Below are 13,079 nucleotides of genomic sequence, written 5' to 3'. Positions count from 1 at the left end.
GTGCGGCGCAAAATCGATAATTTGCCTCAGGTCAATGCGCCCTGCCCCCGAACTGTCAGGGTTCAGACATTCGAAGTGTTGGAGAAACCGGGCGTCTTGCCCTGAAACGAGGAGGAAAATCGATGTTCAAGAGAATCATGGTTCCCGTCGACCTCGCACATGCCGACAAGCTGGACAAAGCGCTTGATGCCGCATCCGGCCTCGCAAAACTCTACGGCGCGTCGCTGTGCTATGTGGGTGTGACGACCGCGCTGCCCAGCTCGGTGGCCCATGGCGAAGCGGATTTCACGGCCAAGCTCACCCAATTTGCAGAAGCCCGCAGCAATGACGATGGCGTTGGCATAGAGGTCAAGACAGCGGTTAGCCACGATCCCGTGCGCGATCTCGATGACGTTCTGGGGCGCACCGCGGGAGAAATTGGCGCCGACCTTGTCGTGATGGCGTCGCACGTGCCGACATTTGCAGATCACATATTCGCGTCAAACGCCGGTTATCTTGCCTCCCACACGCCGGTTTCGGTCTTTATCGTGCGCTGAGCCTCTGGAGAGCGGGCAGCTCCGGGGCAAGCCCCGGGCGCCGCCCGCGCACAATTCATCATTCGGCAGGCTTGGGCGTCTCGATGGTCACCTTTTCGGGCACATCGATGTTGATGCCGCCATTTCCGCCGCCGCCGATAAAGCCGCCGAAGAAGAGGAAACCGCCCAGAATCAGCGCCACGATCAGGCCACCGGCGATAAACCAGCCTGCCCCGCCGCCACCGCCGCCTCCGGTGGTCACAACGGTCGTGCGTTCTTTCTGTTCATGGTCCATCTGGCGCTCCTTCGCGTGTTGGTTCGCTTCGGGGAAACAAACCGACAGAGACGCAAATGGTTCCGACGCTGGCTGCGCGGCGCGCAAATCCCTTGATGGGATAGCGCTGTCACCAGGAGGCCGGTTTCCACGTGGGGCGCAAATGGTCCGGCTTCAGGAAGCCTTTGCCTCAAGCGCGTTGATCACCTCGGCTGCCAGCGGCCTTGTGATGCGCGTCTTGCGCTCCAGTGCGGCGCGGTCGATGGCGTCGACGGCGCTGATCGCGCTCGAAAGCGAGCGCTCGATGCGGCGCACCAGAAACTGCACCACATGCGGCTCCACATCCACCTGCCGGTCGGCGAAGAGCTTGGTGATGACGCCGGCAAGCAGCATGTCGTCGGGCTCGTCGATCTCGACGGTCGCAGCCGCCTTCAAACGCGACAGAAGATCCGGCAGCTTCACGCCCCACGCGCCGGGAAAGCTGCGCGCAGTGAGAAGCATGGGCTGTCCGCCGGCGCGCGCCGCATTGATCAGGTGAAAAAGACCGTTCTCGTCCACCGGGCCACGATCGGCGTTGTCGATCAGGATCGGCCGCTCCCCGGCCAGCTCGATGGCCTCCGCGCCAATGCCATCGGACGCGATGACGGCGGCATCCGCCTCCTCGCACCAGATGGCCGCCAGATGCGATTTTCCGCTGCCGGCGGGGCCTGCAAGGATCACCACCGGCGCGGGCCAGGACGGCCAGTTCTCGATCAGCGCCGCCGCGCGCGCATTGGCGGGCGTCACCACGAGATCATCGCGTGTCAGCGCTTCTCCGGAAGGCAGGTCTAGCGGAAGCTGGCGGGAAGGCATTTCTTGTCGTCCTAGGATTCGGGCGTATTGCCCGGCTTCTGATGCCCGCTATAGAGCGGCGAAGCGAGATATTGCTTGATCGCAAAACGCACGAGCACGGCCACCGCCGCAGCCGCAGGAACGGCGATCAGAAGGCCTGCAAAGCCGAACAGATAACCAAAGGCGAACAGCGCGAACATCAGCCAGACAGGATGCAGGCCCACGCTCTTGCCCACCAGTTTGGGCTGCAGGATGTTGCCTTCGAGAAACTGGCCGGAGAAGAAGATTGCGGCCACCGCCAGCACCCACCACCATTCCGGCCAGAACTGCACCACGGCAATGCCGATGGACAGGCCGAAGCCAACCAGCGAGCCGACATAGGGAATGAAACTGATAAGGCCGGCGAACAGACCGATCAGCAGGCCGAAATTGAGCCCGACCAGCGAAAGGCCGACCGCATAGAAGACGCCGAGGATAAGGCACAGCGTGCCCTGCCCGCGCACGAACCCTGCCGTCGCCACATTGATGTCGCGGGCGATCTGGCGCACCGTCTCCACATGGTCGCGCGGCACCCAGCTGTCCACCTTTTCCACCATGCGGTCCCAGTCGAGCAGCATGTAGAAGGCAACCACCGGCGTGACCACGAAAAGGCTCGCCACGTTGACGATGGCGACACCCGAACTCCATACGGATTTGAACAGCGTGCCCAGGAAGCTTGTGCCCTGCGCCAGGATGGAGGTCAGGTTTTCGCGCAGCGCTTCCGTCTCGCCGTTCAGCAGGCTGTCGACCCATTTCGGCTCCAGCCGGATCATCAGCTCATGAAGGCGTGTGAGATATTCCGGCAGGCGGCTGGCGAAATCCGCAAGCTGCTTGCCAAGCACCGGCACCACAATCATCAGCCCGACCGCCAGAACGACCACGAAGCCGATCAGGATCACCACCGTGGCCGAGGTGCGCGACAGGCCCATGCGCTCCAGCCGGTCGGCGACCGGGTCCAGAAAATAGGCCAGAACCATGCCGGCGAGGAAAGGCAGCAGGATCGAGCTGAACACGTAGAGGAACAGCACAAGCGCCAGCGCCGCCAACAGCCAGAAGGCAATGTTGCGTATCAATGGCGGGCGTTGGGGCGAGCGGGCGACCGCAGGCCCAGCGTTGCTGTCAGTGTCCTTCGGCGTCACTTTCTGCGTATCCACTCATGTGCTTGATCCAGGCGATGAGATAGGCCGCTCCGGAAGCCACGGTCAAGAGGCCGGTGGCCACGATCAGCCACAGTCGCACGGCACCGGAACTATATCCAAAGGCAAGTTCGGCCAGCACGAGAAGCGCCAGCAATATCTGCGCCAGCGTGTTGGCCTTGGAGACGAACAGCGGCTTCATGGCCACGGGATGCCCCATCACATTGGCCAACAGCACGCCGCCAATGATGAGCGCATCGCGCGACACCACGGCGATCACCAGCCACAGGGGCAGTTCCATCATGTAGCCCAGCACGACAAAGACGCTGACCAGCAGCAGCTTGTCGGCAATCGGGTCCAGATAAGCGCCCAGTTCCGTGCGCTGGTTGAAATGGCGCGCAATGAAACCGTCCACGCCATCGGAAATGCCGGCGATCAGGAACCCGGCAAACGCCCAGCCATTGTCACCGGTCAGAAGCGCAAACACCACACCCGGCACCAGAATAAAGCGCATCAATGTTATGACGTTGGGTATCGTCATGGTTCCTACTCCAGCCTCGCGCCCGTCTCGCGCCTCCTATCGGACCATTGCGGCCAGACCACGTTTCGGCGCACACTTATCGCAGGCTTTCTCAGATTGTGGGAGAGCCCCGCGCTTTCAATAGGCCAGCTTGTTGATATCTCGCGCCTTGCGGAAGCGCCGCCTTCATGCAAGAAGCCCAGAAAAACGCGGCGGCGAGAACGATATGGCTCAGGAACCCAAGAACGGCCTTACCTACGCGGATGCGGGCGTCGACATCGATGCGGGCAGCCGGCTGGTGGACAAGATCAAGCCCATGGTGCGCGCGACGCGCCGTCCGGGCGCTGACAGCGAGATCGGCGGCTTTGGCGGCCTGTTCGACCTGAAGGCGGCGGGCTTCACCGACCCGGTGCTGGTGGCTGCCAATGATGGCGTCGGCACCAAGCTCAAGATTGCCATCGAGGCGGACAAGCACGATACGGTCGGCATCGACCTTGTGGCCATGTGCGTGAACGATCTGGTCGTTCAGGGCGCAGAACCACTCTTCTTCCTCGACTATTTCGCCACCGGCAAGCTCGATCCCGATCAGGGCGCGGCCATCGTTTCAGGCATTGCGGAAGGCTGCAAGCAGGCCGGCTGTGCGCTGATCGGCGGCGAAACGGCGGAAATGCCCGGCATGTATCACGGTGATGATTACGACCTCGCCGGCTTCGCCGTGGGTGCGGCCGAGCGTGGCAGGCTTCTGCCCACCGGCGACATTGCCGAGGGCGACGTTCTGCTCGGCCTCGCCTCCTCCGGCGTCCATTCCAACGGTTTCTCGCTTGTGCGCCGCATCGTTTCCGACGCCGGGCTCGAATGGAGCGACAAGGCCCCCTTCGCCCCCGGGCAGACGCTCGGCGAGGCGCTGCTGGAGCCGACGCGCATCTACGTCAAATCCCTGCTCGCGACGCTGAAAGCCGCCTGGGGCATCAAGGCGCTTGCCCATATCACCGGTGGCGGATTCCCTGAAAACCTGCCGCGCGTTCTGCCTGATCATCTGGCAGCGGAGATCGACCTCGATGCGATCGACGTGCCGCCGGTCTTCTCTTGGCTTGCCGGGACGGGTGGCGTTGCCGAGCGCGAGATGCTTTCCACCTTCAACTGCGGCATCGGCATGGTTGTTGCCGTGGCTGCCGATGAGGCCGCCCAGATCGCAGCACTGCTTCAGGAAGCGGGCGAGAGCGTCACCATGCTCGGCCAGATCGTGCCGCGCCAGGCAGCCGGCGTCACCTATCGCGGTGAACTCGACCTATGACCAGGCGCGCGCGCAAACGGGTTGCGATCCTCATCTCAGGCCGTGGTTCGAACATGGCGGCGCTGGTTGCCGCTGCCATCGACCCTGCCTTTCCAGCCGAGATCGTTGGTGTCATCTCCAACCGCGCCGATGCGCGCGGCCTCGAGATCGCCGAGACCCACAGCATCCCCACCAGGGTTGTGCCTTCGCGCGAGTATGACGGTCGTGCAGCGCATGACGCGGCAATCCACGAGGCGCTGACCGAACTGAAGGCCGAAATCGTCTGCCTTGCCGGTTACATGCGCCTTCTGACACCGGAATTCGTTCAGAAGTGGAAAGGCCGGATGATCAACATCCACCCGGCCCTTCTGCCCAGTTTCCGCGGGCTCGACACCCATGCCCGCGCGCTGGCAAATGGCGTGCGCGTTCATGGCTGCACCGTTCATTTCGTCACGCCGGAAATGGATGAGGGACCGATCATCGCGCAGGCAGCCGTGCCGGTTCTGAGCAACGACACCGAGGAAACGCTGGGCGCGCGCGTGCTCAAGGTGGAGCACCGTCTCTATCCGCTGGCGCTTCGCTACCTCGTTGAAGGCAAGGTGCGCATGTCCGGCGGCGCAGCCGTATTCTCCGGCGTCGACGAAGAACGCGGCGATCTCGCCATCGTTTCACCCGGCCAGCGCCGGGACTAAGGGCGGCAGGTTGAGCGCAACCGAACCGCCCTTCCCTTCGCCTGCCATCGCTGCAGTCTTCTCCGCCTTTCCGGATGCCGTTCGGCCGCAATTGCTTCGCGTCCGTGAACTGATCTTCGAGACGGCCCGCCGCACCGCAGGCATTGGCCGGATCGAGGAAACGCTGAAATGGGGCCAGCCCGCCTATCTGACGCCGGAGACCAAATCCGGCAGCACGATCCGGCTGGGCATTCCCAAATCTCCGTCAGATGGCTGGGCGCTTTTCGTCCACTGCCAGACATCGCTCATCCGGCAATTCCGCGAGCACTATCCCGACCGCTTCACTTTCGAAGGCAACCGCGCACTTCTGTTCCGGCCTGACGAAGTGATTCCGGAAGACGCCCTAAGCCATTGTCTTGCCTTGGCATTGACCTATCACCAGAAGCGCTCCTGACGTTCAAGCTGTGCGTGGTTCGACAGGCTAACAATGAGCGAGTGTGTTGCTTGTTGAACGAGGGAGGGCGTTGCTTGTCAAACCCGGCGCAACGCCTTTGTTCAAGGCTCTCCGCCAGCCACCACTTGCCTCCCAGTCACCACTTGCCTCCCAGCCACCACTTGCCTCATGGTGGGCCTGTCGAACCACGCACCACGTTCATGCAATGAGATGTCGTGCGCATGGCGTCTGGATGGGCGCCGGGCCACCCAGAAACACGGACGAAGCCAGTGAATTGAGAGGCTTCGTCCTTTCTGACAGGTCTGAAAAACGCTTCAGACGGCCCGCACCCAGACCTTCGTGTCATGAAACGCCGCGCCGCCGTAAGGTGCGATGGAATCGGCTCCGGTCAGCACATTGATGCCCTCACCGCGTTCATGAGCGGTGTTCGGCCAGATGCCCTCTGCGATCACCACGCCGCGCCGCACGCCATCGAACAGCTTGACGTGAAGCACCACCTCGCCGCGCTGATTGCCGATTTCAACGCGGTCTCCGACAGAAAGCCCAAGCCCGGCAGCGTCGTCGGGATGCAGCATCAGTTCCGGGCGTCCTTCCCGTTTGATCGAGCCCGGCGTCTCCGTAAAGCTCGAATTCAGGAAGGTGCGCGCCGGCGAAGTGGCGAGCCTGAAGGGATGCTCGGGATCTGCCGTCTCGATGAAATCCATATGGTCAGGGAATTCCGGCATACGCTGATGCGGCCCCTGCAGCCCGATGGATGCGGGTGGACGATTGGGCGCGGGCGTGCCGGTCCAGTCCGGGCGGAAACGGAACTTGCCATCCGGATGACCGAACCCGTTGACGAAATGCGCCGTGTCGAAATCCGGCTGCACATCGGCCCAGCGCTCTTCCTTGAGACTGTCGAAGTCACCGAGGCCACGGCGTTCCAGCATCCAGTCCACATGCGCACGCGCGGAGAGCCCGAAGCCGGGCTGATCGGCAACGCCGAGGCGTTTTGCCAGTTCTTCGATGACAAAGATGTTCTCGCGCGCCTCGCCCGGCGCATCGACCAGTTTGGGCCCAAGAACGATGTGCTGGTGGCCCCCGCCGCGATAGATGTCGTCATGCTCCAGGAACATGGTGGCCGGCAGAACCACATCGGCAAGCTTCGCCGTGTCGGTCATGAATTGCTCGTGCACACAGGTGAAGAGATCTTCGCGCAGGAAGCCCTGTTTCACCAGCCGTTGCTCCGGCGCGATGTTGGCCGGATTGGTGTTCTGGATCAGAAGCGCGGTGACCGGCGGGCCACCACGCAGCGCCTCTTCATCATTGGTGAGAATGCGACTGATCTGCGATTGATCGAGAGAGCGGATCGCGGGATCGCGCAGCGCCTCGCCCTCGATCAGTGACTTGTCCAGCCGAAAGATCGATGAATTGGAGTGAAACGCGCCACCACCCTCATATTGCCAGCAGCCGGTGACGGCGGCGACAGACAGGGCAGCGTGCATGTTCACCACGCCGTTGCGATTGCGCGTAAAGCCGTAGCCGAGGCGGAAGAAGGTGCGCTTCGTCTCGCCTACCAGCCGTGCGAAGGTCTCGATCTCCTCCACCGAAAGGCCGGTGATGGCGGACGCCCATTCGGGCGTGCGCGTTGCAAGATGCGCCTCGAGCCCGGCGGGGTCATCCGTGTATTTTGCGAGAAATGCCCGGTCCGCCAGCCCTTCACGGAAGAGAACATGCATCGTCGCGCAGGCCAGCGCGGCGTCCGTTCCCGGCTTAAGGACGAGGCCGATATCCGCCTGTTTCATCGTGGCGTTGTCGTAGACGTCGATCACCACGATCTTCGCGCCGCGCTCCTTGCGCGCGCGGATCGCGTGCGTCATCACATTGACCTGTGTGGCAACCGCGTTGGTGCCCCAGATCACCACGCAGTCGGATTTGGCCATCTCGCGCGGATCGGGACCGCGCAGATCGCCCGCCCCCATCACGAAACCCGTCCATGCCGCATTGGTGCAGACCGTGCCGAAAAAGCCCGAATAGCGCTTGGCGTGGCGCAGCCGGTCGATGGAATCGCGCTGCACGAGCCCCATCGTGCCGGCATAGTAGTAAGGCCAGATGGCCTCGCTGCCATGCTTTTCCTCGGCCTTGAGGAAGGCTTCCGCCACCAGATCGAGCGCGGCATCCCAGCTCGCTTCCTTCCAGTTGCCCTCACCCTTCGCACCCGAACGCACCCGCGGCTTCAAAAGCCGGTCCGGGTGATGGATACGCTCCGAATAGCGCGCCACCTTGGCGCAGATCACGCCGGCGGTGTAGCTATTGTCCTTCGCGCCGTAAACGCGACCGATGCGACCGTCCTTCATCTCAACGTCGAGCGCACAGGTCGAGGGGCAGTCATGCGGGCAGGCCGAATGTCCGATATGGATGTTTGCGTGTGTGTTCATGGCGGGGACACTAGCGATTTTCTCTGCACACGCGTAGAGCCAGTTTTCAGAAAATCAGGTGCAAACGCCACCGAAGCGGGAAACATGAACTATCGTCACGTCTATCACGCCGGAAACTTTGCGGATGTGGTCAAACACGCAGTGCTGGCGCGCATCGTCGAATATCTGAAGCGCAAGGACAAAGCCTTTCGCGTCATCGACACCCATGCCGGCATCGGCCTCTATGACCTTTCTTCCGAGGAGGCGCAGAAGACGGGTGAATGGCAGGGCGGCATCGGACGGCTGATGGAGGCTTCGCTCGATGCTGAAACCGCCAGCCTTTTGAATCCCTTGCTCGATGCCGTTCACGCAGTGAATCAGGAAGGCGGCATCCAGCGCTATCCGGGCTCGCCCCGCGTCACACGCCACCTCCTGCGCAAACAGGACCGCCTGACCGCCGTCGAGTTACACCCGCAGGACGCCGCCCGTCTGAAAGAGGAATTCGCCGGCGATTTCCAGACACGCGTGATCGAGCTAGACGGCTGGCTGGCGCTCGGCGCGCATCTGCCGCCGAAGGAGAAGCGTGGACTGGTCCTCATCGACCCGCCCTTCGAGCAGGAAGGCGAGTTCACACGCATCGCGGCCAGGCTTCAGAAAGCACATGCGCGCTGGCCGGGTGGCATCTATGCCATCTGGTACCCGATCAAGGACCACAGGGCGGTCGACGCCTTCCGCAAGGCGCTTGCCGACAGCGGCATCGCCGATGTGATAGACATCCGGCTGGAGCTGCGCGCGCCCTCATCCGAACCGCGCCTCGACGGCACGGGAATGATCATCGTCAACCCGCCCTTCGTGCTGCAGAAGGAAATGGAAACCGTCCTGCCGCCGCTTGCCCGCATACTCGGCGACAATGGCAAGGGACGCTGGAGCATCGAAAGGCTGGCGGCAGAATGACCCGCCCGTGCTTGACCCCGAAGACGGGCTGGCGCAAAACTCTACGCATTACACGGTAACACTCATCCAGGAGACAGTCTCATGGCGCGCTTCAAGGCTCTGGCAGCCAGCCTCGCCGCAATTTTCGCCACCGCATTCATTCCAATGCAGGCGCAAGCGGCCGATCCGGTTGGCGCCTATGGCGCGACCGGTGATGTCTGCGCGGATGCAGGCGTCCAGTCGACGATCCAGAAGCGTTTTCGCTACCAGGTCACCCACGTACCGAATCTGCCGAATGTCGACATCGTCGATTTCCACGGCGCCTATCAGACCCGCTACAACCCGTCTTCGGCAGACAGCCCTATTGAGCGGCGCTATTGCCGTGCGACGGCGCGCCTCTCCGACGGACGCGACCGCGCCATCTGGTATCTGGTCGAATACGGTCAGGGCTTTGCCGGCCTCGGCAACAATGTGGAGTTTTGCGTTTCCGGCTTCGACCGCTGGAACGTCTATGACGGCGGCTGCCGCGTTCTGCGATAGGCAATTCAGTTCCGGGGCAATCCATGCGCATTGGCAAACGGCTGCGGGCCGCAGCTTTCGCCTGTCTGATTCTGTCAGGGGCTGCGCCGGCGCTTGCCGGCGAGCGCGGCGCGCCGACTGGGGTGTTCGACTTCTACGTCTTGTCTCTGAGCTGGTCGCCCAGCTACTGCGCCGCTGAAGGCGCAGACGCGAACCGGCAGCAATGCGGGCGCGAACGTCCCTATGCCTTCGTCGTCCACGGTCTGTGGCCGCAATATGAAGATGGCTATCCGGAGTATTGCCGCTCCAAACGCCCGCAGCGCGTGCCCAACGTGCTGGTAGACCGCTATCGCGACATCATGCCATCCGCCGGCCTGATGGGGCACCAGTGGCGCAAGCACGGCATGTGCACGGGCGTTGCGCAGGAAGACTATTTCGCCCTCACCCGCAAGGCGCGTGAGCGCGTAGAGACGCCGCCCGCATTCAGAAACCTGGAAAAACCGGTGATGGTCTCGCCTGAGGCCGTGGAGGAGGCTTTCCTTGCCGCCAATCCGGGGCTGGAGAAGGATGCGATCGCGGTCACCTGCGACAGGCGCTATCTGCGCGAGGTGCGCATCTGCATGACGAAGGACATGGAATTCCGCGCCTGCGAAGCGGTGGACCGCAAGGATTGCCGCAGCAAGCGCGTTCTCCTGCCCCCGGCCCGCGGCAGATAAAGAAGCGGCGAATAAAGAAAAAGCCGGGCGCATGGCCCGGCTTTTCCCGATTGCTCTTCAGTTCGATTAGAACTGCATACCAAGGCCGAACATGACCTTGTTGGAGCTGTCGCTGACGTCCTGTGCACCGCTACCGGTGTTGAACGTCTCGCTGCCGAACTTCGTGTAGCGATACTCGACGCGACCGAAGACGCGCTCGGTCAGCTTGGCGTCGACACCTGCGCCGGCCGTCCAGCCGAGCATGGTGTTGGTGTCGGAACCGGCTGCATCGGAAACCTTCAGGCGCTCTGCAGCACCACCGGCCGTACCGTAGATCAGGATGTTGTCGGTCGCGGCAACACCAAGACGTGCGCGCAGCGTACCGTCGACGCCACCCTTGGATTCGACACCGGCATTGGTGCCCTTCATGCCGTTGTACCCGACATCACCTTCGACACCGTAGACAAAGCTACCGGACTGGAAGTTCCAACCGGCAAAGCCGTTGCCGACGAAGCCATCGGTGCCGATGTCGTTGCCGACGACCGGCTGGTTGGCGGAGGTTTCGCCAGAGAAGCCGTAGCCGAGTGCGATACCGGCGTAGCCGCCTTCCCAATTGTTGATCGGGGTGGAGATCACCGGCGCTGCGGGCGGTGCCGGCGGCTGCTCGATGACCGCATCGGCTGCATTGGCAACGCCTGCGACTGCGACAAAACCAACGGCTGCGGCCGTCGACAGAATGACGTTCTTATGGGCTTTCATGGTCCATACTCCTTAAGCCACTAGCATTTTCAAAGCTGTGGTCGTCCCTCTTGAGCATCATGCCCGTAAAACGCACCACGCTGGCGAGGCCAGGAACCTTGGGAGGAAGCTATCCCGACGTCGCATGCCCTTATCTGGGCGTGAAATGAGGCTGAACGTGCCCCAAAAATAGGTCTTTCGGGGGCGCCAATGAGGCGGAAAATTGACGTTGCAATTTGGCAACAGAATTATTTCCGGGCCTTGGGGGCCGACAGGTGAGCACCTATATACCGCGAGAAATCGCGGATCACATGGGGACATTCATGCTTTTCAGTCTGCTTATACTGGCAGTCGGCGTCACGCTTCTATTCTTCGCAGGCGACATCTTTGTGAAGGGCGCCGTCGGCCTTGCCGAGAATCTCGGAATTTCCCCTCTCATCATCGGCTTGACCGTGGTGGCGTTCGGAACCTCCGCACCTGAACTTTTCACATCCGTTCAGGCTGCGCTTTCCGGCGCGCCTGGCCTTGCCGTCGGCAACGTGGTTGGCTCCAACATCGCCAATGTGCTTCTGGTGCTGGGCGTGCCAGCGCTCATCTACCCCGTCATCTCCAATGAGAAGGGGCTGCGCCGCAATCTGGTCGCCATGCTGGGTACGACGGCAGTTTTCATGTGGATGCTTGCGGGGGGCGTCATCACCCGGCTTGAAGGCGCTGCACTCTTCGCAGGTCTTTGCGCTTTCATCGCCTGGCAGATTTACGATGCGAGAAGCAGCGGGGCTCCGGAAAACCATGACTTCCATGACGATATCGGGGAAGCACCGCATGACCGCAAACGGGTCATCATCTATCTTGTTGCCGGCGTCGTCGGCCTCCCCATCGCCGCGCAGCTGACTGTTGCCGGCGCCGTGCGGATTGCTGAGAGCTTCGGCGTCAGCGACGCCGCCATTGGCCTGACCATTGTCGCCATTGGCACTTCGCTGCCCGAGCTCGCAACCAGCGTGGCCGCAGCGCTCAAGCGTCAGTCGACGATGGCGCTGGGCAACATTGTCGGCTCGAACATCTTCAACATCGCATGCATCATGGGACTGACGGCGCTGATCACGCCGGTCGCCGTCGATCCGCGCATCATTTCCGTCGACATGTGGGTAATGCTGGGCGCGAGCCTTGCGCTGGCGCTTCTGGGTTTCCTGCGCCTTCCCGCCGGAAAGGCGGTTGGCGGCGCAATGCTGGCGGCGTTCGCCGGATACATCGCCACCGTGTTCTAGATCGCGGTCTTCCGGATCGCGGCCTTCCGGATCGCGCATGCCCAGCGACGAAAAGAAAATGATGAAGCCGGCCTCGCGCCGGCTTCATCTCAATTTAAGGACCAGATCAATACATCTGGCCTGACTTTGATCGGGTGATCAGAAGCGCACGCCGAGGCCGATGCGAAACTCGTTCATGCCGCCAGAGAGCTTTGCGGGGCCGCCTGCCGTTTCGAAGGTGTTGCTCCCGATGCTGCCGATATTCGTGTAGCGATACTCGCCACGGGCAAACACCTTGTCCGTCAGCGCCACGTCAGCGCCGACACCTGCCGTCCAGCCGGTGAGCATCCTGGAATCCGACACGCTGCCGTCCTTTACGCTGTAGCGCCCGGCAGCCAGACCGGCGGCCGTGTAGATCAGCAGGCGGTCATTGACCGCGTAACCAAGGCGTCCGCGAACCGCACCATTGACACCGCCCTTGATGTCAGCACCCAGGCTGGAAGCCTTCAGGCCGTTATAGCCGAGCTCGCCCTCGACACCGTAAACAACTTTGCCTGTCTGGGCATTGTAGCCAGCGAACACGCCACCGATATAGTCAGTGCTCGTCTTTGCGTCCCCGTCCTCATCGCCACGTGTGCGAACCACGCCGGACGTGGCGCCCAGATAGGTGCCTTCCCAACCGGGAAGCTGAATGACGGGATCCGGTGCTGCATTCGAACCCGAAAGGTCAGCAGCCAGGGCCGGACCAATGCCCATGGCGACTGCCAACACGGCAACCATGGTGCTCAAGCGAAGGATAAAACTCGATTTCATGAAATTTTCCCGTTTATAAAACAAAACA

The 13,079-nt window shown here is 62.2% G+C and carries 15 protein-coding genes; 8 read left to right on the top strand and 7 right to left on the bottom strand.

Going from position 1 to position 13,079, the window contains the following annotated elements:
• Positions 1 to 122 precede the first annotated feature (122 nt).
• Positions 123 to 536: a universal stress protein gene (locus tag DEJ54_RS11845; protein WP_113154749.1), complete on the top strand. Its 414-nt coding sequence runs from the start codon at positions 123 to 125 to the stop codon at positions 534 to 536.
• 58 nt (positions 537 to 594) lie between these two features.
• Here the strand turns inward: DEJ54_RS11845 and DEJ54_RS11840 are convergent, their stop codons facing one another.
• The 4 genes from DEJ54_RS11840 to DEJ54_RS11825 form a co-directional block, all read right to left on the bottom strand.
• Entirely contained in the window at positions 595 to 810 is a 216-nt protein-coding gene (locus tag DEJ54_RS11840; RefSeq protein ID WP_113154748.1) for a hypothetical protein, read from the bottom strand.
• A gap of 153 nt (positions 811 to 963) precedes the next feature.
• Complete coding sequence (gene hdaA / locus DEJ54_RS11835; RefSeq protein ID WP_113154747.1) at positions 964 to 1,641, bottom strand: DnaA regulatory inactivator HdaA; 678 nt, start codon at positions 1,639 to 1,641, stop codon at positions 964 to 966.
• 11 nt (positions 1,642 to 1,652) lie between these two features.
• Positions 1,653 to 2,813, bottom strand: a complete 1,161-nt coding sequence (locus tag DEJ54_RS11830) for an AI-2E family transporter (protein WP_328850064.1) — start codon at positions 2,811 to 2,813, stop codon at positions 1,653 to 1,655.
• The gene (locus DEJ54_RS11825) at positions 2,779 to 3,336 is read right to left on the bottom strand and encodes a CDP-alcohol phosphatidyltransferase family protein (RefSeq protein WP_113154745.1); all 558 of its coding nucleotides are present in this window, start codon (positions 3,334 to 3,336) and stop codon (positions 2,779 to 2,781) included. The genes DEJ54_RS11830 and DEJ54_RS11825 overlap by 35 nt, the downstream gene beginning before the upstream one ends.
• Before the next feature lie 205 nt (positions 3,337 to 3,541).
• Here DEJ54_RS11825 and purM point away from each other — a divergent pair, with 205 nt between their 5' ends.
• From purM to DEJ54_RS11810, 3 genes are read left to right on the top strand one after another with little or no spacing between them, the layout of a single operon-like run.
• A complete protein-coding gene (purM, locus tag DEJ54_RS11820) occupies positions 3,542 to 4,609 on the top strand; it encodes a phosphoribosylformylglycinamidine cyclo-ligase (RefSeq protein WP_113154744.1) in 1,068 nt (355 codons plus the stop codon).
• A complete protein-coding gene (gene purN / locus DEJ54_RS11815; RefSeq protein WP_113154743.1) occupies positions 4,606 to 5,280 on the top strand; it encodes a phosphoribosylglycinamide formyltransferase in 675 nt (224 codons plus the stop codon). Before purM ends, purN begins: the two co-directional genes overlap by 4 nt.
• Before the next feature lie 10 nt (positions 5,281 to 5,290).
• Positions 5,291 to 5,713 carry a DUF1801 domain-containing protein gene (locus tag DEJ54_RS11810; protein ID WP_113154742.1) on the top strand — a complete coding sequence of 141 codons (423 nt, stop codon included), beginning with the start codon at positions 5,291 to 5,293 and terminating at the stop codon, positions 5,711 to 5,713.
• A gap of 314 nt (positions 5,714 to 6,027) precedes the next feature.
• On the opposite strand, the gene DEJ54_RS11805 is transcribed toward DEJ54_RS11810, so the two are convergent.
• On the bottom strand, positions 6,028 to 8,130 hold the full coding sequence (locus DEJ54_RS11805; RefSeq protein ID WP_113154741.1) for a molybdopterin-dependent oxidoreductase: 2,103 nt from the start codon (positions 8,128 to 8,130) through the stop codon (positions 6,028 to 6,030).
• 84 nt (positions 8,131 to 8,214) lie between these two features.
• Between DEJ54_RS11805 and DEJ54_RS11800 the strand changes: the two genes are divergently transcribed.
• The 3 genes from DEJ54_RS11800 to DEJ54_RS11790 all read left to right on the top strand — a co-directional run bounded on the left by DEJ54_RS11800 (position 8,215) and on the right by DEJ54_RS11790 (position 10,277).
• Positions 8,215 to 9,063, top strand: coding sequence for a 23S rRNA (adenine(2030)-N(6))-methyltransferase RlmJ (locus tag DEJ54_RS11800; protein WP_113154740.1), 849 nt, complete (start codon positions 8,215 to 8,217; stop codon positions 9,061 to 9,063).
• An 81-nt stretch (positions 9,064 to 9,144) separates the two neighbouring features.
• Positions 9,145 to 9,582 carry a hypothetical protein gene (locus tag DEJ54_RS11795; RefSeq protein WP_113154739.1) on the top strand — a complete coding sequence of 146 codons (438 nt, stop codon included), beginning with the start codon at positions 9,145 to 9,147 and terminating at the stop codon, positions 9,580 to 9,582.
• Between the two features lie 23 nt (positions 9,583 to 9,605).
• Entirely contained in the window at positions 9,606 to 10,277 is a 672-nt protein-coding gene (locus DEJ54_RS11790; protein ID WP_113154738.1) for a ribonuclease, read from the top strand.
• Between the two features lie 66 nt (positions 10,278 to 10,343).
• Here the strand turns inward: DEJ54_RS11790 and DEJ54_RS11785 are convergent, their stop codons facing one another.
• The gene (locus DEJ54_RS11785) at positions 10,344 to 11,015 is read right to left on the bottom strand and encodes an outer membrane protein (protein ID WP_113154737.1); all 672 of its coding nucleotides are present in this window, start codon (positions 11,013 to 11,015) and stop codon (positions 10,344 to 10,346) included.
• 302 nt (positions 11,016 to 11,317) lie between these two features.
• Between DEJ54_RS11785 and DEJ54_RS11780 the strand changes: the two genes are divergently transcribed.
• Positions 11,318 to 12,259, top strand: coding sequence for a calcium/sodium antiporter (locus tag DEJ54_RS11780; protein ID WP_113156242.1), 942 nt, complete (start codon positions 11,318 to 11,320; stop codon positions 12,257 to 12,259).
• 138 nt (positions 12,260 to 12,397) lie between these two features.
• Here DEJ54_RS11780 and DEJ54_RS11775 read toward each other — a convergent pair whose 3' ends face one another.
• Positions 12,398 to 13,051 (bottom strand): outer membrane protein, encoded by a 654-nt coding sequence (locus DEJ54_RS11775; protein ID WP_113154736.1) that lies wholly within the window; start codon positions 13,049 to 13,051, stop codon positions 12,398 to 12,400.
• Positions 13,052 to 13,079: the final 28 nt, after the last annotated feature.

The sequence above is a fragment of the Nitratireductor sp. OM-1 genome (genome assembly GCF_003296175.1).
Classification (GTDB): domain Bacteria; phylum Pseudomonadota; class Alphaproteobacteria; order Rhizobiales; family Rhizobiaceae; genus Nitratireductor; species Nitratireductor aquimarinus.
Note: the sequence above shows the minus strand (reverse complement) of the source record. Positions and strands in the feature narration are given on the sequence as shown.

What these genes read in the sequence shown, in the direction of transcription:
- DEJ54_RS11845 (WP_113154749.1), top strand. Translation starts at nt 123, where the DNA reads ATGTTCAAGAGAATCATGGTTCCCGTCGACCTCGCACATGCCGACAAG.
- DEJ54_RS11840 (WP_113154748.1), bottom strand. Translation starts at nt 810, where the DNA reads ATGGACCATGAACAGAAAGAACGCACGACCGTTGTGACCACCGGAGGC.
- hdaA (WP_113154747.1), bottom strand. Translation starts at nt 1,641, where the DNA reads ATGCCTTCCCGCCAGCTTCCGCTAGACCTGCCTTCCGGAGAAGCGCTG.
- DEJ54_RS11825 (WP_113154745.1), bottom strand. Translation starts at nt 3,336, where the DNA reads ATGACGATACCCAACGTCATAACATTGATGCGCTTTATTCTGGTGCCG.
- purM (WP_113154744.1), top strand. Translation starts at nt 3,542, where the DNA reads ATGGCTCAGGAACCCAAGAACGGCCTTACCTACGCGGATGCGGGCGTC.
- purN (WP_113154743.1), top strand. Translation starts at nt 4,606, where the DNA reads ATGACCAGGCGCGCGCGCAAACGGGTTGCGATCCTCATCTCAGGCCGT.
- DEJ54_RS11805 (WP_113154741.1), bottom strand. Translation starts at nt 8,130, where the DNA reads ATGAACACACACGCAAACATCCATATCGGACATTCGGCCTGCCCGCAT.
- DEJ54_RS11800 (WP_113154740.1), top strand. Translation starts at nt 8,215, where the DNA reads ATGAACTATCGTCACGTCTATCACGCCGGAAACTTTGCGGATGTGGTC.
- DEJ54_RS11795 (WP_113154739.1), top strand. Translation starts at nt 9,145, where the DNA reads ATGGCGCGCTTCAAGGCTCTGGCAGCCAGCCTCGCCGCAATTTTCGCC.
- DEJ54_RS11790 (WP_113154738.1), top strand. Translation starts at nt 9,606, where the DNA reads ATGCGCATTGGCAAACGGCTGCGGGCCGCAGCTTTCGCCTGTCTGATT.
- DEJ54_RS11785 (WP_113154737.1), bottom strand. Translation starts at nt 11,015, where the DNA reads ATGAAAGCCCATAAGAACGTCATTCTGTCGACGGCCGCAGCCGTTGGT.
- DEJ54_RS11780 (WP_113156242.1), top strand. Translation starts at nt 11,318, where the DNA reads ATGCTTTTCAGTCTGCTTATACTGGCAGTCGGCGTCACGCTTCTATTC.
- DEJ54_RS11775 (WP_113154736.1), bottom strand. Translation starts at nt 13,051, where the DNA reads ATGAAATCGAGTTTTATCCTTCGCTTGAGCACCATGGTTGCCGTGTTG.